Raw genomic sequence first — 24,984 nt, 5'->3', positions numbered from 1 at the left:
GATCCTAGATTATCGGCGACCTGTGATCGAACCATTAATTTGGTGGATGGGAGAATTCAGAGTGATTCCAAACACGAGATGGAATGAGCCGGAATGTAGATCACTCTTCTGGTAAAAGCAGTTCAAAGCAGATGCCTTCTGCGCTATTGACTGCCTGATACATTCCCTGATGAAGCGTTAAAATGGATGCCACAATCGATAGGCCTAAACCACCCGTTTGATGAGGGCTTTGTCTGCTGGAACTGCACTGATAAAAACGCTCAAAGAGATGAGGCAAATGCTCAGGAGCAACTTCCAAACCACTGGTGATCACAGATAATGTAATCATCTGCATATTATTAATGTTCTTTCTGTGGCTAAGCACATAAATAGTTCGGTAATTGCTGCCGTGAATGAGCGCATTTAATATTAGATTATACAGCGCTTGTTGTAACAGTTCAGGATCTGCCAATAGCTCAGTCGCTTCAAGCCTTAAAACAAAATTGCAGTGTTGTTCTTCAGCTTGATACTCGAAAATACTGAATATATTTTCTATAAATGATTGAAGTTGAATCTTCTGTTTGTTTAAGCAAACTTTGTGTGCATCTGCGCGGGCGAGAAATAACATGCTGTCAATCATTCGTTTTAAACGTTGATAGTCCTCCAAGTTGGAAATCAAGAGTTCCTGATACTGTGCGGGACTACGTTCATTCATGAGTAAAATTTCGGTTTGCCCGATTAAATTATTCAATGGGGTTCTAAATTCATGGGCAATGTCTTCAGAGAAGCGATTCAGTTGGCTATATCCCATTTCAATACGGTCAAGCATGGCGTTGATATCGGATGCTAGTTGTTCAATCTCTTGAGGGGGATGAACCAGATTGAGTCGCTGCTCAAGTTGCTGAATATTAATGGCATGGGTTTGTTCTCGCAGAGTTCTTAATGCGTTCAATCCCAGACGGCTAGCAATGGCACAGAGTATGAAAATGGCTAAGATGCCTGTAAATACATAAATGAAAAGACGTTTTTGAAAAGGCGAGATGATGGATAAACGTTCAGACCACTGTTTGCCTGCAATTAACACATAGGGCTGCTGATTGATTTGAATGGTTTTCCAAGCAATACGGGTGGGGTAAGTATGAGCTGATAAATCTCGGAATTGAATCTGTGGCTGATGGGTAAATTCAGGCAGAGGAATGCCAAGAGGATTGATGTTGATGAGAATCTGATTGCCCTGAATCAATAAAAACAAATTATCCTGATTTCCCAACATGTTTTGATACAGCTTCGGGCGAGCGATAATCTGTTCAATATTACTACTGTCTTGCAGCAAAATTTCCAGTCGCTCAATTCGTTCAACCAAAGCCCGATCTTGCTGAGCAATTAAAATCTGGTTGATACCCAGATAGGTCATAAATGCTACAGCGCACAAGACCATTGCAGCACACCCTGTAACCAAGAGCGTTAATCGGAGTTCTAAAGAGCGAATGGGCTTGAACATTATGCTTCAACCGAAATTTTATAGCCCAAGCCACGGACAGTATGAATTAATTTTATCTCATGCTCCTCGTCAATTTTACTGCGTAAGCGTCGTACCGCGACATCAATAAAATTCGTATCGGTATCAAAATTGATATGCCAAACTTCGGAAGCAATTTGCCTACGCGTAATAATTTCATTTGGGTGCCGCAGCATAAAGTGCAATAAATTAAATTCTTTTTTACTGAGTTCAATTAACTGCTCATGTCGCCAAACTTTATGATGGATTAAGTCCATTTTTAAGTTGCCCATCCATAGCTCGTTTTCCTGAACATACTGTTGCCGTCTCAGTAAGCTTTTAATGCGCGCAAGTAATTCAATATAAGAAAAAGGTTTGGCCAGATAGTCATCGGCACCTAGTTCCAGACCTTTGACCCTATCAATAATCTGGTCTTTGGCAGTGAGAAAAATCACGGGTATATGGGAAAATTGACGCAATACTTTTAAGACTGCCCAGCCATCAATATCGGGCAGCATCACATCTAATATGACCAAGGTATAAGGTTGTATTTTTAGTTTTTCCAAGCCTTCGAGCCCTGAATGAACACATTCAGCGGCATAGCCAGATTCATTTAAGCCCTTCACGAGATATGAGGCGATCTTCACTTCATCTTCGATAATTAGAATACACATTTTGCTCAGACTCATTTTGAAGATGACAACTTTGTAATGTGATTGTCATGCTTCAAATCATTCAGGTTGTATAAGATTTTGTAAAACTTAATTCGGGGCAATCATGATGAACAACCTCAAAGGGTTTGTTTTAACAGTAATGCTGATGAGTAGCAGTACTTTTGCACAAACCATTCAATTGAATCAAGTTTATTCACTCGATTCCAACGCTGCACACATCCTTGTTGATGCCGCAGTGGCTGCTTGTCAAAAAATACAGCACAATATTGCTGTGGTCGTGGTTGATCGGGGAGGAAATACCTTGATGGCGAGTAGGCATGAAAATGTCGGCCCCCATAATTTGGGCGCAGCCGAAAAGAAAGCTTATACCGCTTTATCGACCAAAACAGCGACCTTGCTGTTAAGTCAAAATGCTCATGAAAACAGTGATGCAAAAAATTTAACCACTTTATCTAATTTGCTGTTGTTAGGAGGTGGTTTACCAGTGCGTTATGAAAATCAGGTGGTCGGTGCAATTGGGGTTGCGGGTGCAGGAGGCGCCAAAAATGATCAGTATTGTGCTGAGGCAGCCATTCAGTATAGTTTTAATCGTTAAGGATTCCATTATGTTTAAGAAGTTTTTACCACTCTCAACACTGTTATTAACATCAATGACGTTTGCACAAAATAACCCATTAAGTGTGCATGTGTTAAATCTAGAAAATGGCTTACCTTCTGCTGATGTTGAAGTAGTGCTCGAAAAGAGTTCTGGCAATAAATGGGTGCAGCTGAATCAGCAAGTTACAGGGTCGAATGGTCGTATTACAGCACTTTTTCCTGAAAATCAGCCGTTAGCGCAAGGGATTTATAAGGTTACGTTCAAAACTGGTGACTGGTTCAAAAAGAATAATCAGAGCACTTTTTTCCCAGAAGTCCCCGTTATTATCAAAGTTGATGGCAGTGTCAGTCACTACCACATTCCCTTATTATTAAGCCCTTATGGATACTCGACCTACCGAGGTAATTGATAATCTAAAGGGCTGGTAAAACTAGCCCTTTTAATTGCTTATAATTAGTAAACGTTAGAAAGAATCACAAAAAATTCATGCCCATATTTTTATACTCTTCACCGAATCAGAATAGATTCAAGTTGTACAAGGGATGTGATGAGGCTTAAAGGCCAAAAATTAGCTTTTACTATTATTTGATTAAAAATGAGAATGGCGTGAATCAATTTGCTGAACAAGATTTATCAAGAATTATCGAAATGGCCTGGGAAGATCGAACTCCTTTTGAAGCTATCCAACGTGAGTATGGTTTAAATGAAGCGACTGTGATTCGTTTGATGCGAAAAAACTTGAAAGTATCTAGTTTTAAAATGTGGCGTGAACGGGTTACCGGTCGAAAAACCAAGCATTTGCAGCTGCGATCACCTGATGTAATTCGGGCTTATTGTTCAAGGCAGTATAAACGTTTCTAAGCGCTTGACTTTGTACACCGTCTGGACTCACGTTTACATCGTTCAGAACAGTATCTGACTTCTTCCCAGCAACGTTGCCATTTCTTACGCCAGTTAAATGGGCGTAAGCAGTGAATACAGATTTTTTTAGGAAGATGATGTTTTTTCATTTTATAACTCATCAATCCGACTAAGGAGCTGCTGCGCATGGGTGATAATCTGCTGCCGATCTTGAAGTTTATCGAGTTGTCGATAGATCATGCCCATACGTGGATGAGTACGAAATATCGCTTCATGCCGAATCATAAAAAACCAGTATAGACTGTTAAATGGACAGCTGTCCGGCTCGGTACGGGTTTTGACATTGTAGGTACAGTGCTTGCAGTAATCTGACATTTTATTAATGTAATTGCCCGAAGCGGCGTAGGGTTTGCTGGCCATTAACCCACCATCAGCGTGCATTACCATGCCCAGCGTGTTCGGTAGTTCTACCCATTCATAGGCATCTGCATATACCGCCAGATACCATTCACTGATCTGCTGCGGGTCTACAGCACTTAACAGGGCAAAGTTGCCAGTAATCATCAAACGCTGGATGTGATGCGCATAGGCATTTTGGAAAGTATTGCGAAAACATTCCGCCATACAGTTCATCTGGGTATGACCAGTCCAGTAAAATTGTGGCAGCGGTGACGAATGCTGCAGTGCATTGCGGTTGGCATATTCCGGCATGTATAGCCAGTAAATGCCTCGTACATATTCGCGCCAACCCAGAATCTGCCGGATAAAACCTTCAACTGCATTCAGTGGTACATGACCGGCATGGTAGGCAGCTTCTGCCGCATCACAGACTTCTTTGGGCAATAGTAGGCCACAGTTTAAATAAGGTGAGAGCAGGCTGTGAAACAGCGTGTCTGTACCCTGTGCCATAGCATCCTGATAATCACCAAAATAAGGCAAACTATAGGCAATAAAATGTTCCAGAACACGCTTGGCATTACTGCGTGTGGTGGCCCAACGGAAATTGGCAAGACTTCCAGAATGCTGGCAAAACTCACGTTTAACCAGTGCAAGCACATCTAAATCAATCTGATCTCGTTCAAAATTAAGTTGCGGGGGCAAGGGCGGACTGCCCAACCAAGCCTTGCGATTGGCGCTGTCATAGTTCCACTGTTGCCCTATGGGCTGCTGTCTCTGCATCAAGTAACCAGTCTGCTTGCGCATTTCTCGGTAAAAATATTCCATACGCAGTGTTTGGTAGCGACTGGCAAAGTGGCGGAACTGCTCCAGACTACAGAAAAAACGGTCGTCATTCAGGCACTGTACGGGCAGTTGTAGCCGTGGGCTCCAGTGCTGTTGAATCTGCTGCTGTAGGCGGTATTCTCCACAGTGTGTAATTACCAGTCCTGTTACGGGGAGCAGTTGTTGTTGTGACTGCACAAAATCCAGCAGGCTACGAATAGGACTATCAGATTCAAAAGCATGATACCGTACACGCCAACCATCAGCTTTAAGCGCCTTGGCAAAGTGACGCATCGCACTAAAAATCAGCGCAATTTTCTGCGGATGATGGGCGACATAAGTGGCTTCCTCAACCACTTCGGCCATCAGAATTACATCCTGAGTGCGATCCAGTACTTTGAGCGTAGCTAGCTGATGATGAAGCTGGTCTCCCAGAATTAAACCGAAACGCATACCAATCTCAAAGTTTATAAACACTAGAACAGTGTAAATGTAGGCAGCTCAATTTTTTGTGAAAATACAGATCATCCCAAAGAGACTGTGTCAGATGCGGATCAACCATTGCACAGAAATCATCATCACTTGAGCAAAGCTGTATTTATCTATAAAAATTTCAAACCATTTTACAATACTCGAATTTAATTATTGTTTAATGCATAGTCGGTGTGAAAATTATGTGATTTTAATCAAAAAGATACAAATTATTGTGTTTGTAATTCAGGCAGCTTTCGCCTAGTATCTGGCTAGAAGTTACTCCATGTAAGCTTCCTTAGTTTTGTCCCATACATCCTCTGTGTGGGATTTTTTTTAATCAAGGAATTGTCATGAGCATACATTCAAAAGCGTATATTTTTAGACAGCAACAATTACTGGTGGATGAGCATTTCCAGTTGCCGCATGTAGAACGACTGCAGCATGACCTGAACCTGTTGGAAAATGGCGCGATCATTGCTCGTGACCTGAAAGAAGACGAACCGATACCGGAAGGTTATCAGCTGGTTCCGATCCGGCAACTGGTGCAAGTCTGGAGCATACCGCAGTTTGAACAGGCCAGCCGTGCGGTACAGTTACTGGAATGGCGCCGTAACCACCGCTTTTGCAGTAAATGCGGTCACGCCACCCAGCAGCATACCAGCCAGTATGCCATGGTCTGTCCATCCTGTTGCTATAACCAGTATCCGCGGGTAAATCCTTGTGTGATTACCATCATTACTCGAGGTGCAGATGAAATTTTGCTGGCAAGAAATGCCCGCAATAAAACCCAGATGTACAGCCTGATTGCAGGCTTTGTTGAAGTTGGAGAAACTCTGGAAGAGGCAGTACGCCGCGAAACGCTGGAAGAAGTGGGGCTACAAATCAAAAATATTCAATATCTGGCCAGCCAGCCGTGGCCTTTTCCCAGCAACCTGATGATGGCTTTCAGGGCAGAGTATCACTCGGGTGAGATTCAGATTCAGGAAGATGAACTCAGCGACGCGCAATTTTTCAAGTATGATCAGTTACCCGAAATTCCGTTCAAGGGTAGTATCGCTTATGCCATGATTCAGCACGTGATGCATGAAACGCCTGTTGCAGATGACAGTAAAGAATGGCTTTGAAATTTAAAAAGAGAAATGTTTGAATATTTAGATGATAATTTCAGGCTGAAATAAGAACGGAAATCTAGAAAAGGAACTCTCAGCACTTGCCACGGACTTTGCCCGTTTTCACTCTATAGACTGAAATAAAGAGCTTGGCAATGATGGTGCTGCATAGTTTTTTAGTGTGGTATCATCGGTTCGACCATGTGAATGTGCTGTATTTTACAGACCTCTATAAACAGATGCCGTCCTGAATAGGTTGGGAATAATTTAGATAATCTTGAAAATTTTTCCACTTGAAGAACTTTGGAAAAACATATCAAAGCTAGGTCGAATATCTTCACCATCCACGGTTATATATTTGATATGGGAGTAAGACTGGCTAGCGTCAAAATGGTGATTAACTGTGGCCTGAATAGAATATTTGATTCCGAATTGATCTTTTATATTTAGATTTTGTTTAAGCATTTACATATACCTTTAATAACAGCACGAAAGAGAAACAATTACATGGCTTCATTATTCATAAATTTTAAGTTAAATCACTTTATGATTTAACTTAAATAATTGATTCATGGAGATATAAAATGTACGACCATCTAAATTTAAATCCACTTCAACGCCAGATTCTAGACGTACTTTTTTACCAACTTCAATCGCTTTAAACCCTTCACGTGTATTTTGCATTTTATTTAAGGGGATTAACGAGACAATAATTTCAGTACCATTTGTAGATTTTGCCACTAATTCATTAATTTTTAACAATGTGTATCCTGTTTTTATGATTTTTTCGAAGAATATGATTAACAACTTTTGAATTAAAAAAGTACAGAGTCGTACTTTTTTAATTCATCTAATTACTTAGACCGCAGTAATATTAACTGCGTTTGGTCCTTTTTGACCTAGAGCAATACTAAATTCAACCTGTTGGCCTTCGAATAAGGTTTTAAAACCTGAGTTGGCAATTTCACTGAAGTGCGCAAAAACATCTGGACCTGATTCTTGTTGAATAAAACCAAAACCTTTAGTTTCATTGAACCACTTAACCGTACCTTTAACAATATTTGAGTTTGACATAATAAATCCTACTGATTTTTTAATAATTTTAGCCATTTTATTGACTGCTGATAACTTGGAAAATAATAATGAATGAGACTTAAAATCTAAAAAAACGAAGGATTATGAATAAAACGACGATACTTAACAGAGATTGAATGAAACAAGACTTTTTTCTAGTTACGCTCACTATACCTTAAAAATAAAATTAATCAAGTTTTTCTTATATGTATATTTAATTATCTTATAAAAGATGGCTGGATCGGGAGTTAATATTTTGATCTAGGTGACTTTTTTAAAAAATACTACCGACAATATTGCTACATTAAATCTGGAAAAACCAATTTACCGCGTTAAAAGGGGGATCCAAGAAAAATGATTTTCTCCATTTTCTCAGGCTTTAAGATTGAAATTTCGCCTACATTCATCCTGCATTTAATCTTCACACTTTGTTCACATCGACTTGGGTTATCTTAATCCTGAGATCCAACAAGGCTAAAAAATGAAGATGCGATTTAAGTCTGCTTTTGCAGCGATAGCACTGTCTATCATCAGCTTTACAACGACTCAAGCAGAAACTGCTGCGCCTCAGGCAGTTGAACGAGTAGATATACAGAAGTATGCCGGTAAATGGTATGAAATTGCGCATTTACCGATGTATTTTCAGCGTAAATGTATAGCTAATATCACGGCACAATATAGCGTCAATGCCGATCAGACTATGGGCGTATTAAATAGCTGCCGGATTGAAAATGGTGAAATGATCAGCTCTGAAGGGGTGGCCTATCCGCAAAATCAGGGCAACAGCAAACTAAAGGTCAGCTTTTTGCCGCCAGGTTTAAGATGGATTCCGTTTACCAAAGGGCATTACTGGGTATTACGCGTGGATCCGGAATATAAAGTGGCACTGGTCGGTGGACCGAGTACCAAATACCTGTGGATTTTATCGCGTGAACCGCAACTGGATGAAGCCATCTATAAGTCTTATCTGGAGACAGCAAAATATTATGGTTATGACATCACAAAACTGATCAAATTGTCGCATTAATCTGTTAACCTTTTGCCGAACTGACCACTCTCTCTACACAGTTCGGCTTTTTTTATTTCATTTCACATAAAATTCATATCTGACTGATTACACTCATCAAATAGAATAAAGACAATCGCTTGAAAATAGGATGAGTCCATGTTGAAAAGTCTGATGCGATGGATAGACAGCTGGTCTACACCCACAGCGCCCGAAACACTGACGGCTGAAAACAGCAAGATTCAGTGGCTGAGGATTTTACCCTTTATTCTATTACATCTAGCCTGTCTCGCCGTGTTCTGGGTGGGAGTGTCATGGTTTGCGCTGGGCTTTATGCTGGCGTTCTACCTCATCCGCATGTTTTCCATCACCGCTTTTTTTCATCGTTATCTGTCACATAAAACTTTTCAGACTTCGCGTTTAGTACAGTTCCTGTTTGTGTTGATGGGTACCATGAGTGCGCAGCGTGGCCCGCTCTGGTGGGCGGCGCACCACCGTTATCACCATCGCTATACCGATACCTTGCAAGACCCGCATTCCTCCACGCATGGTTTTTGGTACAGCCACGTTGGCTGGTTTTTAAACGAATATAACTTTGCCACGCGTAAAGAAGTCATTAGAGATTGGCTGAAATATCCGGAACTGATCTGGCTGGACCGTTTCAGTTTAATTGTGGTGCTGCTGACCGCGGGCGGGATTTATGCGCTAGGGGAGTGGCTGGCCACGGCTTTACCTCAACTCGGCACTTCCGGCCTGCAATTGCTGGTCTGGGGATTTGTGGTCTCCACTGTGTTACTGCTCCATGCCACTTTGTGTATTAACTCACTGGCGCATCATTATGGCAGCCGGGATTTTGACACTGAAGATCACAGTCGCAACAACTTATTCTTATCCATCATTACCTTAGGCGAAGGCTGGCACAACAATCACCATTATTATGCCGGCAGTACCCGGCAGGGTTTTTACTGGTGGCAGATTGATGTGACCTATTACCTGCTGAAACTCATGTCTTTGTTCGGGCTGGTCTGGGGACTCAAGCCGATTCCGGCACGGGTCTATGAAGCCAGTAAAATTGCCCAGGCTCGGAAACAGAAAAAATCCGCTACGGCAGGCACTCACACGATTCAATCGAAGGAATCACCATGAAAATTGCGATTATTGGTTCAGGTATTTCCGGTCTGTATGCCGCCTGGAAACTCAGCAAAGTGCATGAGGTCACGGTGTTTGAAAAGAATAATTATTTTGGCGGCCATACCGATACCCATCAGCTCAACATAGACGGTGAACAGGTCGCAGTAGACAGTGGCTTTATTGTGTTTAACGAGCACAACTATCCACTGTTCTGCGCCATGCTGAAAGAACTCGGGATTCAATCGCAAAGCAGTGACATGGGCTTTTCGGTGAACAATCAGGTCACGGGCTTGCAGTACAATCCATCGAAAAAATTCTCGCTGCTGTTTAGACCGCAAAACTTTTTAAAGGCTGATTTTCGCGCGATGTTGTCGGATCTGTTCCGCTTCTATGCCGCCAATAAAGATCTGGATGTGGAGCAGGTTGATGCACAGCTCAGTATTGATGAATATCTGAATCAGCATGGTTATTCTGAAGCCTTCCGTCAGGAACATCTCTATCCGATGTGTGGAGCGCTGTGGTCCTGCCCGGTGGAGCAAGCCGGACAGATTCCCTATAAATTTGTGGTGAGCTTTTTCCAGCACCATCGCATGTTGCAATTAAAAGACCGGCCGTTATGGCTTACGGTCAAGGGGGGATCAGCTCGCTACGTTCGTGCGATTCAGTCCCAGGCGAATATTAACTTCCGCAAGATGGGTGTTCTGCATGTATCCCGCAGTGCCAATGATGTACTAGTTGAAACAGCACAGGGCACCGAACGTTTTGACTGGGTCGTGTTTGCCAGCCATGCTGATGATAGTCTGAAATTACTGAAAGACCCGACCGCGCAGGAGCTGGACGTGCTAGGCAAGTTCCGCTATCAGGATAACCGCATGGTGGTACATTCCGATACCCGCATCATGCCCAAATCCCGTCGCCAGTGGGCCAGCTGGCATGTACACGTCACGCCGACTCAGGCCACTGAACAGACGCCATTCCAGCACAGTGGCACACATTATGGCTTTAGCTACTGGATGAACCAGTTGCAGAACCTGAACTGCAAAACCCAAGTCTTTGCCACCCTGAATCCTAATTTTGCCCTGAATCCGAAAAAAGTCTGGGTAGAGCGGTATTACCGTCATCCAGTGTTTGATGCCCCGGCGATTGAAGCACAGCAACGCTGGGTCGAGGTCAACGGCCAAAACCGCACTTCATACTGTGGTGCTTACTGGGGCTGGGGCTTTCATGAGGATGGGGCGCGTAGCGCATCATGGGTAGTCGATCAGCTATTGAAACAGGCCGAACAGGCCGCCTAGGAGCACATGATGCAGATGTATCCACTGGCGATTGCCTCTGCCGAAATCCGGCATCGCCGTTATTTGCCCAAAGCCCATGCTTTTGAGACCCAGCTGACCTATTTATGGTTTGATCCGGATCAGCTCGCGACCTTTACCCGAAAATCCTGGCTGTGGTCATCTAGGTGCTGGAATTTCCTCACCTTGGATGAGCGTGACTTTCTGACCATGGAATGTGGCTCGATTCGGCAGAAGGTCGCACGCCTGCTGATCAAGCGGGAAAACTATCTGTTATCGCATGCCGCTTCCATCCGGGTCCTGGCTTTGCCACGCACACTCGGCTTTCGCTTTAATTCCGTGGTGTTTTATCTGGTCTTTGGTGCCACCGATCAACTGCTCTTTGTGCTGAGCGAAATTACCAATACGCCGTGGAATGAACGTCAGGTCTATATCCACGACTGCCGGAACAATGCAGCTGAACATGCGCCGTACCAGAGTCACCAGTTTGATTTTAAAAAGGCTTTCCATGTATCGCCGTTCATGCCGATGGCACTGGATTACCGCTGGCGCTTCAGCTTCTCCGATCAGCAGAACGTGATTCATATGCAGCTGTTTGAGCAGGGCGTGCTGCAATTCGATGCCACCCTGAAATTTTCCCTGCAGGCCATCACGGTTCCTTCACAGCAGCATCGCTATGCTGTGCTGAAAGTTCTTGAACCCTTCAGGATGATCAGCGGAATTTATTTGCATGCCTTTCGTTTATGGAAAAAGAAAATTCCGTTTTACCGGCATCCTAAAAAAGAAAAAGGAAACACATTGCAATGAAAACACTATTCATGGGAGAGCAAAGCACACTGCCGGTAGTATTACGGCATTTGCTGAAATTACGGCATGGTCAGCTGATTTTTAAAGGCGTCTGGAACGGGTCGGTCGGGGAAAACAGCGATCTTGAGGCCGTGATTCAGGTGCATGATGCCCGTCTGATGGAACTGTTGTTCCGTAATGGTGTGCTCGGTGCAGCAGAGGGTTTTATCCGCGGTTACTGGAGCAGTGAAGATCTGGTGGATGTGATCCGCATTCTGGCACGCAACCGCGATGTACTGGACCGGATGAACCAGAATGCCGTGGCCAAGGCTAGCCAGTTGCTGTTAAAGGTCTGGTACCAATCGCGCAAGAATTCGATTGATGGCAGCCGCAAAAATATTGCCGAGCATTATGACCTGAGCAATGACTTTTTCAAGTTGTTCTTGGATAGCAGCATGATGTATTCCAGTGCGGTGTTTAAAGAGCCGGGCATGAGCCTGGAACAGGCTTCGGAGTATAAAAAAGAGCTGATCTGCCAGAAACTCAAGCTGAAACCGATGGATCATTTGGTCGAAATTGGCAGTGGCTGGGGCGGTTTTGCCATTTATGCCGCACAGCAGTATGGCTGTAAAGTCACCACCATCACCATTTCCAAGGCACAGTACGATGAAGCCGTAGCTCGGGTCGCTGCTGCCGGACTGTCACATCGCGTCACTGTCCAGCTGAAAGATTACCGTCTACTGGAAGGCAAATACGACAAGCTGGTGTCGATTGAAATGATCGAGGCCGTGGGTGAGCAGTATTTGCCGACCTATTTCCGCAAATGCCGTGAATTGCTAAAACCGAATGGTTTGGCCCTGATTCAGGCCATCACCATTGAAGATGCACGCTATGCCAAAGCCCTGAATACCGTGGACTATATCAAGCGCTATATTTTCCCAGGCAGTTTTATTCCCTGTATCAGTGTCATGACCCAGACCGCTTCCGAACAAAAACTGCATCTCAAACATCTGGAAGATATCGGCCAGAGCTATGCCCAGACCTTGCACCACTGGCGTCAGCGTTTCTTGCAGCAGCATGATCAGGTCCTGCAACTCGGCTTTGATGAGCGTTTTATCCGCATGTGGGATTTTTATCTGTGTTATTGCGAAGGTGGCTTCCGCGAAGGCGTGATCAGTGATGTACATCTGCTGTTCGAAGCCAGTGCCTACTAAGCCAAGATAAAACAGGAGGACTCAGATGCTGCTGAATTTACTGATGCTGAATGTCTTTATCATGCTCTGTAGCTGGGTGTTGGTGACCTATAACCACAGAGCAGGGCTGGTCGATGTCGCTTGGAGTTTCAGTATTGCACTCAACGTCATTATCGCGGCCTGGGTCGTGGAAACGGCTCCGCTGCCGGTGCGCATGTTTCTGGGACTGGCGAGTGGGATCTGGTTTTCACGGCTGACTTGGCATCTGTTACGGCGCTATGCCAGTGAAACCCAAGAAGACACGCGTTATGCCAACATGCGCCGAGCGATGGGGGATTATCAGCATCTTGGTTTTCTAATGTTTTTTATATTTCAGGCAAGTTTGGCTCTACTGTTTTCTTACCCAATGCTGAAGTTGTTAAGTATCTCGACCGAGCAATGGAATGACTGGACTTTGGTCACTGTGATTGTGGCGGGCATGATCATGTTGCTGGCGCTGATCGGTGAGAGTACCGCTGACCAGCAACTTTACCGTTTTAAGCTCGATCCGCAAAACCGGGGGAGAACCATGGATCAGGGTTTGTGGAAATATTCGCGCCATCCGAATTATTTCTTTGAATGGCTGCACTGGTTTGCCTATCCGGTCCTTGGTCTGGCAGCAGGTGCCTATGGATTATGGATTTATCCGCTGCTGATGTGGCTGTTTCTCTACTATATCACCGGGATTCCCTTTAGTGAACAACAGGCGCTGGCACATCGCGGCGACAACTATAAAGACTATCAACGACGAACTTCAATGTTTATTCCGTGGCCACCCAAACAGTAGGTAAATACATGGACTTTATGATTCAACAATCTTTAAAACTGGTCGAAAGCGGCAAGCTGCCCGATTCGGTCATTCGCGCCGGCATTCGCAGCCTAAGCAAAAAACGTCTGGCACAGGAAGGACGCTTTGACCCGGCACTGGCAGCCCGGCGCTATATGGATGTGCTGCATATGCTGAAAAACAGCGAGATTGCCATCGAGACCGACAAGGCCAATGAACAGCACTATGAACTGCCCACCGCATTTTTCCAGGCAGTACTGGGCAAGCGTCTGAAATACAGTGCCAGCCTGTTTGAACATACTCATACCACGCTGGATCAGGCGGAAGAAGCGGCACTGGCCAGCTATTGCCAGCGTGCACAGTTAAAAGATGGACAGGATATTCTGGAAATTGGCTGTGGCTGGGGATCTTTGAGTCTGTATATGGCCGAGCATTATCCCAAGGCCCGTATCACGGTGGTGTCGAATTCCTCGACCCAGCGCCAGTATATTCAGGAACAGGCGCGTCTGAAAAAACTGCAGAACCTGACGGTGATCACCTGCGACGTCAATGTGCTGCAACTGGAACCCGCGTCCTTTGACCGCGTGGTTTCGGTGGAAATGTTTGAACATGTGCGCAACTACCAGAAACTGTTTGAAAATATCAGCAGCTGGCTGAAAGCGGATGGTCTGCTCTGGTGCCATATTTTCTGTCACCGTTTCCTGCATTATCCGTTTGAAGTGAAAAATGAATTCGACTGGATGTCGAGATATTTCTTTAGTGGCGGACTTATGCCGGCAGCGTCGACCTTTCTGCATTTCCAGCAGCATTTGCAATTAGAGCAGCACTGGCAATGGGCGGGTACGCAGTATGAACGTACCGCAAATGCCTGGCTGGAGAACATGGACCGGAAACAGGTCGAGCTGCAGCCCCTGTTTGAACAGACCTATGGTGCAGATGCCGCCATCTGGTGGCAACGCTGGCGGATTTTCTTTATGGCCTGTGCCGAGCTGTTCGGTTATGAGCATGGACGCGAGTGGGTGATCGGTCACTTTCTGTTTAAAAAGAAAACCGTATAATTGAATGGCGAATCGGATGGGCCAGCGGGGAATGCACCAATGTTAAAGCTGTTCAGGGACAAACACGATCATCCTCTGGGTGAGGTGTTTAACCGCTATTACTGGCTGCAAATCGGATTCATTGCCCTGTCTGTGGTGATCGGGATTGGCTGTAGTGCTTGGGTAATCAAGGGTTCCCTGCTCAGAACTGCGCTAGAACAGGAAATGTCACACTACTGGCAGCGGCTGGAACGTAATCCGGCTGCTGAACTGCCCGACACCAAAAACCTGTATGGTTACCGCTGGAGCGATGTGCCGCCTGTCCAATTTCGCCACATGCAGCTTGAGCAAGGGGTGAACCGGCATTTTGTCGATGGCAAGGAGCGCATGACCGTGTATGGTGAAAAAGACGGACAGCATGTGCTGCTGGTGTTTGGCGAAAGCAACGTCAACAAGCTGGTCTGGCTGTTTGGTCTGGCACCGCTGATGGTCAGCCTGTTTGTGCTATATAGCGTATTGTGGTGGTGGAACCGTCGGGCCCGACGTTATTTTTCCCCGATTACCCGGTTGGCCAATGCGCTGGAACATATCGACTGGGAACATCAGAAAAATCAGGCTTCGCCTTTTCAGGACATCCGCACCGACTCCAATCTGGAAGCTGAATACCTCAAGCAGGCGCTGGAAAAATATCATCAGGTATTAAGCGAATTTATTCAGCGTGAGCGTGAATTTACCGGAGATGTTAGCCATGAGCTGCGCACGCCACTGACCATTTTAAAAGGCAATGTGCAGCTGTGTCAGGCACGCTATGGCGACAACAAGTCCTTTACCCGCCTGCATAACACCATTGAAGACATGCAGCTGCTGGTCGATACCTTGCTGGCCATTGCCCGCAATACCACCAATACTTTAACTGCTGAACCGACCATGCTTTCTGAATGTCTGGACAATCTTGTGCAGGATCTGGAGAGTGTCAGTCATAACAAAGGCATGCAGATAGACCTGCAAAAAGACCTCGATGAACAGCCGCGTAAACTTTATCCATCCATGACCAAAATGGTGTTTGGCAATATTCTGCGCAATGCGCTGAACTATTCACAGGGCACAGAAATTGATGTGATTATGGAAAAAAATAAAGTACTGATTGCTGACAATGGAGTCGGCATGCCTTTACCTAACAATTCTAAAGTTCAGGAACTGTCTGGTCAGCAGCTACAACTGGAAATCAAAGGGCATGGTATTGGATTGCAATTGGTGCAAAAGCTATGCAAACAGCTAGGTTGGCGTGTGGAGCTGTTTGACAGGCAATATTATCTTGACACTCATCAGAATGTTGATCTAGCAATGACCACTGGACTGATTGTTGTTGTGTACCTAAATTAGGCTTCATCTTCGAAAGCAATCTTTAAACCAATCCCAGATATGGTGTGAATCAGCTTTTGTTCAAAGGGTTTATCGACCATTTTGCGTAAATTATAGATATGACTGCGCAGAGCATCACTTTCTGGCTCTTCGTCACCCCAAAGCTCCATCATAATTTCCTGTTTGGTCAGTACTTTAGGAGAGTGACGCATCAGTAGCTTCAAAAGTTTAAACTGAATTGGAGGCAATTCAATGTTCTGGCCAGCTCGAGTTAGCTGCTGTGTTGCGGGGTCCAAAATTAGGTCATGAATTTGCAGACGACTGTTGGATACTTCACCCAGGGAGCGTTTGATCAGGGCCTTGACCCGAACCACCAGCTCGTTAAAGTCAAAGGGCTTGACCAGATAATCATCCGTGCCGGAATTGAAGCCTTTGAGTTTATCATCCAAGGTATCCCGAGCGGTAAGCATCAAGACAGGTAAGTCCAACCCCTCTTCATTGCGTAACCACTCGCACAATTCATAACCAGAACCATCAGGCAAATTAATGTCTAGTAGCAAGATATGGTAGCGTTGCTGTTTCAGTAATTGTCTAGCAGCACTCAGATTGCGGGCATGATCGACCACAAAGCCATGTTCTTCCAGAAACTCGCATAGGGTAGAGGCCAGTTCATAATGGTCTTCAACCATCAGGATAAAATGTTTCGACATAGCGGCAGATACTAATTTAATAATTGCTGTTTTAATTTAGCACTAAATGGCTGGGGACCCAGCCATATATTAAAATATTGTTGTGCCAGAGGATGTTTAAGCTGCCCTAAACCTTGCTGGTTCAAGGATAAGCTCAGGGTCTGTGTAGCATGGTTGTATTTTAAACGGTATAGGTCGCCTGATCTGACCGGACGATACAAATCGGTGATTGGGTTGAATAGAGCATGTATTTTTGCGTCTTTAACATTACGTTTCAGTAAATGTGTGGCCGCACGCTTAAATGCCCATTCCGGAATATTCTGTGTATAGGAAAAGTCCATCTGTATATTTTGTTTTTCCCAGAATTGGCTACAGTTTTGGGCAAAATAACTGGCCATACCGACCTGTTTTTGACCCACCATCAGCGGACCATTGCCGCATTGATTCAGGCTTTGTGCCTGTGCCCATGTACTGAAGCTACATCCCATCACTAACGCCGTGCTGATCGCTATTTTTTGAAAGGCAGTAGCCATGAGTAGACCCCTCCAACATAAGGCAGGGAACGGTACAGGCCGTTCGCAGGGTCCCAGAAATCCTGCTGGAAAATAATCTTGTTGTTTTCGTTGATCTTGATTTCACTGATACCGTAAGAGTCCATACTGCGGGTCGTGCCGAACATTTTAAAATCATAGGCCATATGCCAGTGCACATAGGCAGAGTCCTGATGATAAGAAGCGTTTAACAGCTTGACGCTGACCTTGCTGACCCGTTTGTTCATGCCTTGAAAGTGCTCCAGCAGATTTTGACGGGATGAAAATTGCGATAGAGTATCGTTAATAAACAGCTGGTCAGCATACAGCGATCCGGCTCTTTCCACAAATTCCGGTGTGCCCAAGGTATTAAAGGCTGAGGTAAAGCGGAGGCCGATATCCTGAGCTTTAGCCTGATCCAGCGCTATCCCCTGAATACCGTTTCTGGATTGGGCATAATCGGCTGAATAACTGGGAATACTTTTACATCCGGCTAACAACAGAAGCGGCAAGGATAAGGCTGTAGCAATAAGTGTTTTTACAAGTCTCATCATCAGTGTCCGTATGAAGTGTATCTTTATACCTTAGGCAGCACAGCGTGAACAGAATGTGAAATAGACGTTATAGATGAGCAATTGAATAGAATTTTTCAAATCAAAGATTAAATGTTTAACTTTTTTCTTCGGCCATTAACCAATCAATGATATTCATAACATCACGATTTTCGTTATTTTTTCTGACCATTGCATAAAAATTATAGTCACAATAGATAAAACCAAAAGGGGCAATGATCTTTCCATTTAACATTTCTTTTTCTACTAGAATTTGAGGTGCTATGGCAGTTCCTAACCCAGACACGGCAGCTTCTATCATTAAATTCAGACTATCAAAATAACGGTCATTGGATTTTGGGGAAAAGCCTATTTGAAACTGATTAAACCATGTATGCCATGCACTTTTATTTGAGTGGGTATGAAGTAATGGATAGTTTAAAAGATCATTTACGGAATGAAGAAGATTTATTTCACGATTACAAATAGGACCCATGTTATCGGGAAATAACAGAAATTTATTCAAAAAATTGGGAAGTAAATGATGCTCACTGACGCTATTGATAAATATATCAACCTTCTCTTTTTCTAACAATTTTAAGTCATTACATGTCATTAATTTGATATGGATATTGGGATAAATGACTTCGAGCTTTTCTAATCGAGGAATCAGCCAATTTGCCATAAAACTATGAGAAGCGCCTATGACAACTTCTACTTCTGAAGTTTTATTTGTTAACTCAAAGACGCATTGTTCTAAACGATTAAAAAGCTCCATACAAACGAGCGATAATTCTTCGGCATCCGCCGTCAGAGAGATGGTCGAGGAATGTCGAATAAACAATTTTTTATCCAACCATTCTTCTAACTGCTTTATTTGATGGCTAATCGCGCTATGGGTTACACATAATTCTTCGGCAGCTAAGCTGAAACTTTTATTTCTAGCGACAGCCTCGAATGCTTTTAAAGCATTAAGAGGAGGTAATGTTCTGCGTTTCATGTTGTAAAATTTTCTAACACCTTAAGCTCAAAATATATCAATTATCATCAAAATGAAAATATTTTAAGATCAAACAAGTTTTGATAGTAAAAGAGATATGAGATGACAACCCCTTATACAGGTAATGGTCCTGATGACTTGGGATTTTTTGGTCAATTTGGCGGATGTTATATGCCAGAAAGCTTAATGCCTGCACTTCAAGAATTAGAGCAAGCCTTTAATACTGTTCGGCACAAACCTGAATTTTGGGCTGAATATCAGCAGATTTTAACGGACTTTGTTGGTCGTCCTAGTCCTCTTTTTTATGCAAAAAACCTAACAGCTTATGCAGGCGGCGCTCGAATATATTTCAAGCGAGAAGATTTGAACCATACGGGTGCGCATAAGATCAATAATTGTGTAGGGCAAATCTTATTAGCCAAATTTATGGGTAAAACCAGAATCATTGCAGAAACGGGTGCTGGGCAACATGGTGTTGCAACAGCAACGGTTTGCGCGCTGTTTAAGATGAAATGTACCATTTTTATGGGAGAAACAGACATTCAGCGCCAACAAATGAATGTTGAACGCATGAAATTACTCGGTGCTGAAGTCAGAAGTGTTCAAAAAGGTCGTGGGACTTTAAAAGATGCCATGAACGAAGCATTACGTGACTGGATTCGTCATGTGGATACAACCTATTACCTATTGGGTACGGGTGCAGGCCCTCATCCATATCCCACCATGGTCAGAGAATTTCAGAAAATGATTGGTTTAGAAGCCAGAAACCAAATACTCCTGAAAGAAAATAAACTGCCTGATGCTCTAGTTGCTTGCGTTGGTGGGGGATCAAATGCATTAGGGTTGATGCATCCTTTTCTAGAAGATCTGAATGTCAAAATGTTTGGCGTTGAGGCGGGTGGAAAAGGAACAAATAGCGGTGAACATGCCGCCTCTATTTGCAAAGGTCAAGTCGGTGTGCTGCATGGCAATTTAACCTATTTATTACAAGACTTAGATGGGCAGATTTTAGAAGGGCACTCTATATCAGCTGGCTTAGATTATCCTGGCGTTGGTCCTGAGCATGGCCTTCTCTTTGAAACAGGGCGTGTGATATATACGGCGATCACCGATCAAGAAGCGGTAAATGCCTTTCAGCTTTTAAGCCAACAGGAGGGTATTATTCCTGCTCTTGAGAGTTCTCATGCGATTGCATATGCGATTCAACTTGCTCAAGAAATGTACCCAGAACAGATCATTATTGTCAATTTAAGTGGCAGAGGAGACAAAGACTTAAACACGGTCAAAAAATATCTTACAAGAGCTACAGCATGAACCGTCTAGATCAAAAATTAGAGCAATTGAAACTGGAAAATCGAAGCGGTCTGGTCTGTTATTTTACTGCTGGAGATCCTAATTTTACAGAAAGTTGTCGTCTGTTAAGCCAATTGGGTCAAGCAGGGGCTGACATTATTGAAGTGGGTATTCCATTTTCTGATCCAGTGGCAGATGGAGAGATCATTCAGGCAGCGCATCTTAGGGCTTTAGATGCAGGTCAAACGGTAAAACAGACCATTGAGTTGGTAAAAGTAATCAGGCTACATGATGACCAGACACCAATAATTTTCATGACTTATTTAAATCCGATGATGCAATATGGTTTTGAGACACTTATCGCCGAAACAGAAAATCTTATAGATGGAATATTGATTTTAGATGCTCCATATGGATATCGAGAAAAATTTGAGGTGCAATTAAATGAAAAAAATATGCATTTAATTGCAATGACCGCGCCGACGACTCCAGTTGAAAGGTTAGAGCAAATTTCAGCGCGCGCGACAGGGTTTTTATATCATGTTGCAGAAAATGGCTTAACAGGAGGAGACTTCAATCTATCTAATCTTGAGAAAAAGATTGCTGAAATCAAACCTATTTTTAATATTCCTGTTGCAATTGGCTTTGGGATCAAAAATGAAAACCACGTTAAAGCCTTAGCCAATAAAGTAGATCTTATTGTTATCGGTTCAGCGCTCGTCGACACTTTTTTTAATAAGGGAATGAATGCGACTTTAGAAAAAGTCACAGTTTTTTCGCAAATCCTGAGAGAAAATAAAGAATAAGCCAGCTTCTTTGATAGGTATTCTTTAAAACCATAATTGAATATAAAACAATATTTTATCTTGGCCTTCTCCCGTGAGGGAGATGGAACTTTATACGTGGATTTTTTTCTAAAAGTGATCGCTTTTTAAAAATCACTATTATCATATAGATGTGACATGCGTTTTTGCTTTGTTTCAAGATAAGCTTTGTTAAAGATATTTAAACCAACTTTTAAAGGAATACGTTCAACAACATTAATTCCTAAATCAGTTAAAGATTTAATTTTAAGGGGATTATTTGTAATGAGTTTTACATTCTTTATTTTTAAATAATCTAACATAATGGTACACATATCATATTTACGAGCATCTGCTGGTAAATTTAATAATAAATTGGCGTCAAGAGTATCATGTCCTTGGTCTTGAAGTGCGTAAGCTCGAATTTTATTGGTTAGTCCTATGCCGCGACCTTCTTGGCGCAAGTATAAGATCACACCTTGACCTGCATCATTAATCATTTTCATGGTTGAATGTAATTGGGGGCCACAATCACATTTGACTGATCCAAAAGCGTCACCTGTTAAGCACTCTGAATGAATTCTAACGAGTACAGGTTGATTAGAAATAGTACCCATGCCTTTGGCAAGAGCGATATGTTCTTCACCAGTACTTTGGTCTTGAAATGCTATAATTTCAAAATCACCAAATGCAGTCGGTAGTTTTGATTTTGAAACAAACTCTATAGCCATTGAAGAATACACCTATATAAATTTATATTTGGTACAATTTACTTAATCTAACTTGAAAGCATTGGCCGAATTTTTTGCAGTTATAAATTTCAGCGTTTTACTCTCAATTAAAGAGTATGTATCTGATAGTGAATTTTATGTGAAATGTTATTTAGAATATTTTTATTAGCGTTCTGCTTTGTTGCAAAAACACTCAAAAGCTGAGGCTTGTCTAAACCATCAATATTTAAGATAAGTTGGTTTTTTTTGTATAGTTAATTAAATTTATTGAATAAGTTAATAAAATTAGGTTTGTGGTAAGGTCAATTCTTTGTATGATAGATTCTATGTGTAGGCTTCTTCATTCTGAAATTATATTGCTGAACAATTTTTTGATAACAGCATTAGGCAACAAGGCTCTAATAAACAAAATGTCCTAAGCAGCAGTACAAATAAAGAAATATATAAATGGGAGTAACTCTAAATTCCTAAAATTATCTGATATGGTTTAAATCCTTCGATCACTGCTTCAGAAATCAATTGGATAAAAGCTTCAGTTTTGTCATAAGCCATCCACTGATCCAAAGCTTCATAGTAAGCCACGCGATTTTTCAACTGTAATAACGCAAGGTGGATATCCAGATTTCAGCAACTTAAGGTTCATCAATAGACGTGATGTGCGTCTATTACCATCAATAAAAAATCCAGGTGTACTTTAGCTGCACGTTCAATAGGATGACGCTGATGCGCTTCCGACTTGTACCAACCGACTAGTTGAGCCATTTTGTCATTCAACAATGTATAGTCATGTGGGGTAGTCGTAGCACCTGAAATCAATATATTTCGTTGGTGGTAATGACCTACATTGCCATCATCAATATTTTTTAGAATGCTGAATTTTTACGGTATTTTTTGCGGTACAATGATGTGGGTTGGGTTTAAATATTTATAATAAACAATTGGTTAAATTGTATTTACGGTGCGCGCTGAGCGCACCATTTTTTAGTTTTGACTGTTTAACTAAATTTTGCGAATCAATAGCTTTTTTTATTACTACTTTTCTATTCAACCCGATCAATCTCAAAGCCCAATATTGCTTTAGCCATCATTGATGTATCTTTTTCTATATATAAAATTCAAAATATTTCTCAGTTCTTTTTATTCTAAGTTCAAAGTCATACAAAACATCTAAATTGAAAGCTTATAAAGAGTGAAAATAGAAAGTTCACTGTATTTATATCTGCATCTAAATGAAAAGAATCTATTGAAAACACGATTATAAAAGTCATGCACCAAAATAGTGGAGCTTGGAAACTTAATAGAACACTTATCGTTTTGTATTGCCTAAATAAAATAGGAAAACGATTGGTGTTTTAGTATTAACATACTGAAAAATAACAAAAAATTAATTTTGGCATAATGTGTGCAATACAGTATTCAAACTTGGATACAAGAATGAGCACATCAATGAACTCAATAAAAACTTTAGGCTGGACTTTAGCGGAATGGAAAGCGGGCTACACGAATAACACAATTCAACTCGAAGACTTATATGCCTTGGTCGAGCAATTTGATTTTGCAGATCCAGCATGGATTTCCATTGCATCTATAGAGCAATTAACTGCGCAGATTGAAGCCTTAAAACAAAATGAAAATGCTGCGGCCTTACCTTTATTTGGTGTGCCTATTGCAGTGAAAGATAATATTGATGTGGTGGGTTTTGCATCGACGGCTGCCTTTAAATTATTTACCGAAATTAAAACTGAAGATGCCTTTGTGGTGCAACGCTTAAAACAAGCGGGTGCGATTATTGTAGGCAAAACCAATTTAGATCAATTTGCCACAGGATTGGTCGGTACACGTTCACCATTTGGTGCAGTGCCGAATACTTTTAATTCTGACTATGTAAGCGGTGGTTCAAGCTCTGGTTCAGGCAGTGTGGTGGCGCGTGGTTTAGTCCCGATTGCACTCGGTACAGATACAGCAGGCTCAGGACGAATTCCCGCAGCATTTAATAATATTGTTGGTTTAAAACCGACCAAAGGTCGCTTTTCAAATACAGGCTTATTGCCTGCGTGTAAAAGCTTAGATTGCATTTCAATTTTTGCCTTAACCGTCGCTGATGCGACTGCTGTGGCAGATGTTATGGAAGGTTTTGATGTAAGCGACAGCTATTCACGTGTGAATCCTGCAACAGCGCCTGCAACGTTCAGCGCACAATTAAAGTTAGCCATTCCAAAACAATTAGAATTTTTTTGCGATGCTCAATCGGCGGATGCATTTCAGCAAGCACTGACTAAATTAAAAAACTTAGGCGCAGAACTGACAGAAATTGATTTCAGCGCTTTTAGTCAATTGGCGAGCCAACTTTATCAAGGGTCATGGGTAGCAGAGCGTACGGCAGCCGTAGCTGAAATTTTAGACAGCCATGCAGATGACTTTGATCCAACAGTTTTAGAAATTATTCAAAAAGGGCAGCAGTACACTGCGGTGGATGCTTATAACGCCGAATATTTAAAGCAAGATTTGGCACGCCAAATTCAGCAAACCTTAGCGCAATTTGATGCTTTAGTGGTGCCAAGTTCGCCAACCATTCACACACTGGCTGAAATGGCAGAAGCGCCAATTGAAAATAATAGCCACTTTGGCACCTATACCAACTTTACTAATTTAGCTGACCTCAGTGCCATCGCTGTACCTACAGGCTTTCGTGCCGACGGGCTGCCTTTTGGAATCACATTCATTGCGCCGGCTTGGCACGATACGGCTCTAGCAGACTTTGCAGAAAAATGGCAAAACCACCTGCAATTACCGCTGGGTGCAGTAGCTAAAACATTGCCTGACGCAGCTTCAGTCATTTCTGCACCATCAGCACAGCATTTTCGTGTTGCTGTTGTAGGCGCACATCTCACAGGTATGCCACTCAATTTCCAACTGACAACACGCCAAGCCGTGCATGTTGAAACCACAACGACTTCTGCCGATTACGCCCTCTATGCACTGCCGGGCACAGTACCGCCGAAACCAGGTTTAGCGCGTCAGGAAGCGGGTCAAAAAATTATTGTCGAGCTTTGGGATATTCCAAAAGCACGCTTTGGTGAATTTGTCGCCGAAATTCCAACACCACTAGGTATGGGCAATGTTGAGCTTGCCGATGGACGTTGGGTGAAAGGCTTTATTTGTGAACCTTATGGCCTAAACGGTGCAAAAAATATCAGTGAATTTGGCGGCTGGCGCGCCTATATCCAGTCACTGCACGCAACAACAGCAAAATCAAATTAAAAAAT

Annotated in this window: 27 protein-coding genes and 2 pseudogenes; 16 read left to right on the top strand and 13 right to left on the bottom strand. The window is 42.8% G+C overall.

Going from position 1 to position 24,984, the window contains the following annotated elements:
- Positions 1–87 (top strand): annotated as a pseudogene (locus FTT88_RS12315) (ABC transporter ATP-binding protein); the annotation flags it as partial.
- A 13-nt stretch (positions 88–100) separates the two neighbouring features.
- Here FTT88_RS12315 and FTT88_RS12310 read toward each other — a convergent pair.
- A complete protein-coding gene (locus FTT88_RS12310; RefSeq protein WP_180173971.1) occupies positions 101–1,483 on the bottom strand; it encodes a heavy metal sensor histidine kinase in 1,383 nt (460 codons plus the stop codon).
- Complete coding sequence (locus FTT88_RS12305; RefSeq protein ID WP_168378005.1) at positions 1,480–2,151, bottom strand: heavy metal response regulator transcription factor; 672 nt, start codon at positions 2,149–2,151, stop codon at positions 1,480–1,482. The genes FTT88_RS12310 and FTT88_RS12305 overlap by 4 nt, the downstream gene beginning before the upstream one ends.
- A 106-nt stretch (positions 2,152–2,257) precedes the next feature.
- On the opposite strand from FTT88_RS12305, the gene FTT88_RS12300 reads away from it, so the two are divergent.
- The 3 genes from FTT88_RS12300 (at position 2,258) to FTT88_RS12290 (ending at position 3,610) form a co-directional block, all read left to right on the top strand.
- Positions 2,258–2,746, top strand: coding sequence for a heme-binding protein (locus FTT88_RS12300; RefSeq protein ID WP_180027295.1), 489 nt, complete (start codon positions 2,258–2,260; stop codon positions 2,744–2,746).
- Positions 2,747–2,756: 10 nt separating this feature from the next.
- The gene (gene uraH / locus FTT88_RS12295; protein ID WP_180173970.1) at positions 2,757–3,158 is read left to right on the top strand and encodes a hydroxyisourate hydrolase; all 402 of its coding nucleotides are present in this window, start codon (positions 2,757–2,759) and stop codon (positions 3,156–3,158) included.
- A 197-nt stretch (positions 3,159–3,355) separates the two neighbouring features.
- Entirely contained in the window at positions 3,356–3,610 is a 255-nt protein-coding gene (locus FTT88_RS12290) for a TIGR03643 family protein (RefSeq protein WP_180022958.1), read from the top strand.
- Here the strand turns inward: FTT88_RS12290 and FTT88_RS12285 are convergent.
- Both FTT88_RS12285 and FTT88_RS12280 read right to left on the bottom strand, forming a co-directional pair.
- The gene (locus FTT88_RS12285) at positions 3,607–3,759 is read right to left on the bottom strand and encodes a DUF2256 domain-containing protein (protein ID WP_168379796.1); all 153 of its coding nucleotides are present in this window, start codon (positions 3,757–3,759) and stop codon (positions 3,607–3,609) included. The two genes, FTT88_RS12290 and FTT88_RS12285, sit on opposite strands and share 4 nt — an antisense overlap.
- Before the next feature lies 1 nt (position 3,760).
- The gene (locus FTT88_RS12280) at positions 3,761–5,284 is read right to left on the bottom strand and encodes a cryptochrome/photolyase family protein (RefSeq protein ID WP_180027294.1); all 1,524 of its coding nucleotides are present in this window, start codon (positions 5,282–5,284) and stop codon (positions 3,761–3,763) included.
- Positions 5,285–5,655: 371 nt separating this feature from the next.
- Here FTT88_RS12280 and nudC point away from each other — a divergent pair, with 371 nt between their 5' ends.
- Complete coding sequence (nudC, locus tag FTT88_RS12275) at positions 5,656–6,429, top strand: NAD(+) diphosphatase (protein ID WP_180027293.1); 774 nt, start codon at positions 5,656–5,658, stop codon at positions 6,427–6,429.
- A gap of 252 nt (positions 6,430–6,681) precedes the next feature.
- On the opposite strand, the gene FTT88_RS12270 is transcribed toward nudC, so the two are convergent.
- The 3 genes from FTT88_RS12270 to FTT88_RS12260 form a co-directional block, all read right to left on the bottom strand.
- Positions 6,682–6,879: a hypothetical protein gene (locus FTT88_RS12270; RefSeq protein WP_180027292.1), complete on the bottom strand. Its 198-nt coding sequence runs from the start codon at positions 6,877–6,879 to the stop codon at positions 6,682–6,684.
- A 69-nt stretch (positions 6,880–6,948) separates the two neighbouring features.
- Positions 6,949–7,176 (bottom strand): hypothetical protein, encoded by a 228-nt coding sequence (locus tag FTT88_RS12265; protein ID WP_131324836.1) that lies wholly within the window; start codon positions 7,174–7,176, stop codon positions 6,949–6,951.
- A 96-nt stretch (positions 7,177–7,272) separates the two neighbouring features.
- A complete protein-coding gene (locus FTT88_RS12260) occupies positions 7,273–7,488 on the bottom strand; it encodes a cold-shock protein (protein ID WP_180173969.1) in 216 nt (71 codons plus the stop codon).
- 481 nt (positions 7,489–7,969) lie between these two features.
- Here FTT88_RS12260 and FTT88_RS12255 point away from each other — a divergent pair, with 481 nt between their 5' ends.
- From FTT88_RS12255 to FTT88_RS12220, 8 genes are all read left to right on the top strand, one after another.
- Positions 7,970–8,515 carry a lipocalin family protein gene (locus tag FTT88_RS12255; protein ID WP_180173968.1) on the top strand — a complete coding sequence of 182 codons (546 nt, stop codon included), beginning with the start codon at positions 7,970–7,972 and terminating at the stop codon, positions 8,513–8,515.
- A gap of 138 nt (positions 8,516–8,653) precedes the next feature.
- Positions 8,654–9,640, top strand: coding sequence for an acyl-CoA desaturase (locus FTT88_RS12250; protein WP_180173967.1), 987 nt, complete (start codon positions 8,654–8,656; stop codon positions 9,638–9,640).
- Positions 9,637–10,920, top strand: a complete 1,284-nt coding sequence (locus tag FTT88_RS12245) for an NAD(P)/FAD-dependent oxidoreductase (RefSeq protein WP_180173966.1) — start codon at positions 9,637–9,639, stop codon at positions 10,918–10,920. The genes FTT88_RS12250 and FTT88_RS12245 overlap by 4 nt, the downstream gene beginning before the upstream one ends.
- A gap of 9 nt (positions 10,921–10,929) precedes the next feature.
- Entirely contained in the window at positions 10,930–11,724 is a 795-nt protein-coding gene (locus FTT88_RS12240) for a DUF1365 domain-containing protein (protein ID WP_180173965.1), read from the top strand.
- The gene (locus tag FTT88_RS12235; RefSeq protein WP_180173964.1) at positions 11,721–12,917 is read left to right on the top strand and encodes a cyclopropane-fatty-acyl-phospholipid synthase family protein; all 1,197 of its coding nucleotides are present in this window, start codon (positions 11,721–11,723) and stop codon (positions 12,915–12,917) included. Before FTT88_RS12240 ends, FTT88_RS12235 begins: the two co-directional genes overlap by 4 nt.
- A 25-nt stretch (positions 12,918–12,942) precedes the next feature.
- Positions 12,943–13,722, top strand: a complete 780-nt coding sequence (locus FTT88_RS12230; protein ID WP_180173963.1) for a DUF1295 domain-containing protein — start codon at positions 12,943–12,945, stop codon at positions 13,720–13,722.
- A gap of 8 nt (positions 13,723–13,730) precedes the next feature.
- Positions 13,731–14,780: a cyclopropane-fatty-acyl-phospholipid synthase family protein gene (locus FTT88_RS12225; protein WP_005177277.1), complete on the top strand. Its 1,050-nt coding sequence runs from the start codon at positions 13,731–13,733 to the stop codon at positions 14,778–14,780.
- A gap of 39 nt (positions 14,781–14,819) precedes the next feature.
- Complete coding sequence (locus tag FTT88_RS12220) at positions 14,820–16,142, top strand: sensor histidine kinase (RefSeq protein ID WP_373685452.1); 1,323 nt, start codon at positions 14,820–14,822, stop codon at positions 16,140–16,142.
- On the opposite strand, the gene FTT88_RS12215 is transcribed toward FTT88_RS12220, so the two are convergent.
- From FTT88_RS12215 to FTT88_RS12200, 4 genes are all read right to left on the bottom strand, one after another.
- A complete protein-coding gene (locus FTT88_RS12215) occupies positions 16,139–16,831 on the bottom strand; it encodes a response regulator transcription factor (protein WP_078194299.1) in 693 nt (230 codons plus the stop codon). The genes FTT88_RS12220 and FTT88_RS12215 overlap by 4 nt on opposite strands.
- A gap of 11 nt (positions 16,832–16,842) precedes the next feature.
- A complete protein-coding gene (locus FTT88_RS12210; RefSeq protein ID WP_180046964.1) occupies positions 16,843–17,343 on the bottom strand; it encodes a chalcone isomerase family protein in 501 nt (166 codons plus the stop codon).
- Positions 17,319–17,891, bottom strand: coding sequence for a nuclear transport factor 2 family protein (locus tag FTT88_RS12205; RefSeq protein ID WP_026438210.1), 573 nt, complete (start codon positions 17,889–17,891; stop codon positions 17,319–17,321). Before FTT88_RS12205 ends, FTT88_RS12210 begins: the two co-directional genes overlap by 25 nt.
- Positions 17,892–18,009: 118 nt before the next feature.
- On the bottom strand, positions 18,010–18,891 hold the full coding sequence (locus FTT88_RS12200; RefSeq protein WP_180173962.1) for a LysR family transcriptional regulator: 882 nt from the start codon (positions 18,889–18,891) through the stop codon (positions 18,010–18,012).
- Between the two features lie 102 nt (positions 18,892–18,993).
- Between FTT88_RS12200 and trpB the strand changes: the two genes are divergently transcribed.
- Together trpB and trpA are read left to right on the top strand one after the other, a co-directional pair.
- Positions 18,994–20,205 (top strand): tryptophan synthase subunit beta, encoded by a 1,212-nt coding sequence (gene trpB, locus FTT88_RS12195; protein ID WP_180173961.1) that lies wholly within the window; start codon positions 18,994–18,996, stop codon positions 20,203–20,205.
- Positions 20,202–20,990, top strand: a complete 789-nt coding sequence (gene trpA, locus FTT88_RS12190) for a tryptophan synthase subunit alpha (protein ID WP_180173960.1) — start codon at positions 20,202–20,204, stop codon at positions 20,988–20,990. The genes trpB and trpA overlap by 4 nt, the downstream gene beginning before the upstream one ends.
- A gap of 125 nt (positions 20,991–21,115) precedes the next feature.
- On the opposite strand, the gene ribA is transcribed toward trpA, so the two are convergent.
- On the bottom strand, positions 21,116–21,718 hold the full coding sequence (ribA, locus tag FTT88_RS12185) for a GTP cyclohydrolase II (protein WP_180173959.1): 603 nt from the start codon (positions 21,716–21,718) through the stop codon (positions 21,116–21,118).
- Between the two features lie 459 nt (positions 21,719–22,177).
- A pseudogene (locus FTT88_RS12180) lies at positions 22,178–22,588 on the bottom strand (Fic family protein); the annotation flags it as partial.
- A 576-nt stretch (positions 22,589–23,164) separates the two neighbouring features.
- Here FTT88_RS12180 and atzF point away from each other — a divergent pair.
- Positions 23,165–24,979, top strand: coding sequence for an allophanate hydrolase (gene atzF / locus FTT88_RS12175; RefSeq protein WP_180173958.1), 1,815 nt, complete (start codon positions 23,165–23,167; stop codon positions 24,977–24,979).
- The last annotated feature ends 5 nt before the right edge of the window (positions 24,980–24,984 follow it).

Origin of the sequence: Acinetobacter sp. YH01024 (genome assembly GCF_013420195.1) — a bacterium.
GTDB lineage: Bacteria > Pseudomonadota > Gammaproteobacteria > Pseudomonadales > Moraxellaceae > Acinetobacter > Acinetobacter amyesii.
Note: the sequence above shows the minus strand (reverse complement) of the source record. Positions and strands in the feature narration are given on the sequence as shown.

What these genes read in the sequence shown, in the direction of transcription:
- FTT88_RS12280 (WP_180027294.1), bottom strand. Translation starts at nt 5,284, where the DNA reads ATGCGTTTCGGTTTAATTCTGGGAGACCAGCTTCATCATCAGCTAGCT.
- FTT88_RS12225 (WP_005177277.1), top strand. Translation starts at nt 13,731, where the DNA reads ATGGACTTTATGATTCAACAATCTTTAAAACTGGTCGAAAGCGGCAAG.
- FTT88_RS12305 (WP_168378005.1), bottom strand. Translation starts at nt 2,151, where the DNA reads ATGTGTATTCTAATTATCGAAGATGAAGTGAAGATCGCCTCATATCTC.
- FTT88_RS12215 (WP_078194299.1), bottom strand. Translation starts at nt 16,831, where the DNA reads ATGTCGAAACATTTTATCCTGATGGTTGAAGACCATTATGAACTGGCC.
- FTT88_RS12270 (WP_180027292.1), bottom strand. Translation starts at nt 6,879, where the DNA reads ATGCTTAAACAAAATCTAAATATAAAAGATCAATTCGGAATCAAATAT.
- nudC (WP_180027293.1), top strand. Translation starts at nt 5,656, where the DNA reads ATGAGCATACATTCAAAAGCGTATATTTTTAGACAGCAACAATTACTG.
- FTT88_RS12240 (WP_180173965.1), top strand. Translation starts at nt 10,930, where the DNA reads ATGCAGATGTATCCACTGGCGATTGCCTCTGCCGAAATCCGGCATCGC.
- FTT88_RS12235 (WP_180173964.1), top strand. Translation starts at nt 11,721, where the DNA reads ATGAAAACACTATTCATGGGAGAGCAAAGCACACTGCCGGTAGTATTA.
- FTT88_RS12285 (WP_168379796.1), bottom strand. Translation starts at nt 3,759, where the DNA reads ATGAAAAAACATCATCTTCCTAAAAAAATCTGTATTCACTGCTTACGC.
- FTT88_RS12205 (WP_026438210.1), bottom strand. Translation starts at nt 17,891, where the DNA reads ATGAGACTTGTAAAAACACTTATTGCTACAGCCTTATCCTTGCCGCTT.
- FTT88_RS12300 (WP_180027295.1), top strand. Translation starts at nt 2,258, where the DNA reads ATGAACAACCTCAAAGGGTTTGTTTTAACAGTAATGCTGATGAGTAGC.
- FTT88_RS12250 (WP_180173967.1), top strand. Translation starts at nt 8,654, where the DNA reads ATGTTGAAAAGTCTGATGCGATGGATAGACAGCTGGTCTACACCCACA.
- trpB (WP_180173961.1), top strand. Translation starts at nt 18,994, where the DNA reads ATGACAACCCCTTATACAGGTAATGGTCCTGATGACTTGGGATTTTTT.
- FTT88_RS12220 (WP_373685452.1), top strand. Translation starts at nt 14,820, where the DNA reads ATGTTAAAGCTGTTCAGGGACAAACACGATCATCCTCTGGGTGAGGTG.
- FTT88_RS12210 (WP_180046964.1), bottom strand. Translation starts at nt 17,343, where the DNA reads ATGGCTACTGCCTTTCAAAAAATAGCGATCAGCACGGCGTTAGTGATG.
- FTT88_RS12245 (WP_180173966.1), top strand. Translation starts at nt 9,637, where the DNA reads ATGAAAATTGCGATTATTGGTTCAGGTATTTCCGGTCTGTATGCCGCC.
- FTT88_RS12200 (WP_180173962.1), bottom strand. Translation starts at nt 18,891, where the DNA reads ATGAAACGCAGAACATTACCTCCTCTTAATGCTTTAAAAGCATTCGAG.
- uraH (WP_180173970.1), top strand. Translation starts at nt 2,757, where the DNA reads ATGTTTAAGAAGTTTTTACCACTCTCAACACTGTTATTAACATCAATG.
- FTT88_RS12260 (WP_180173969.1), bottom strand. Translation starts at nt 7,488, where the DNA reads ATGTCAAACTCAAATATTGTTAAAGGTACGGTTAAGTGGTTCAATGAA.
- ribA (WP_180173959.1), bottom strand. Translation starts at nt 21,718, where the DNA reads ATGGCTATAGAGTTTGTTTCAAAATCAAAACTACCGACTGCATTTGGT.
- FTT88_RS12230 (WP_180173963.1), top strand. Translation starts at nt 12,943, where the DNA reads ATGCTGCTGAATTTACTGATGCTGAATGTCTTTATCATGCTCTGTAGC.
- FTT88_RS12255 (WP_180173968.1), top strand. Translation starts at nt 7,970, where the DNA reads ATGAAGATGCGATTTAAGTCTGCTTTTGCAGCGATAGCACTGTCTATC.
- atzF (WP_180173958.1), top strand. Translation starts at nt 23,165, where the DNA reads ATGAACTCAATAAAAACTTTAGGCTGGACTTTAGCGGAATGGAAAGCG.
- trpA (WP_180173960.1), top strand. Translation starts at nt 20,202, where the DNA reads ATGAACCGTCTAGATCAAAAATTAGAGCAATTGAAACTGGAAAATCGA.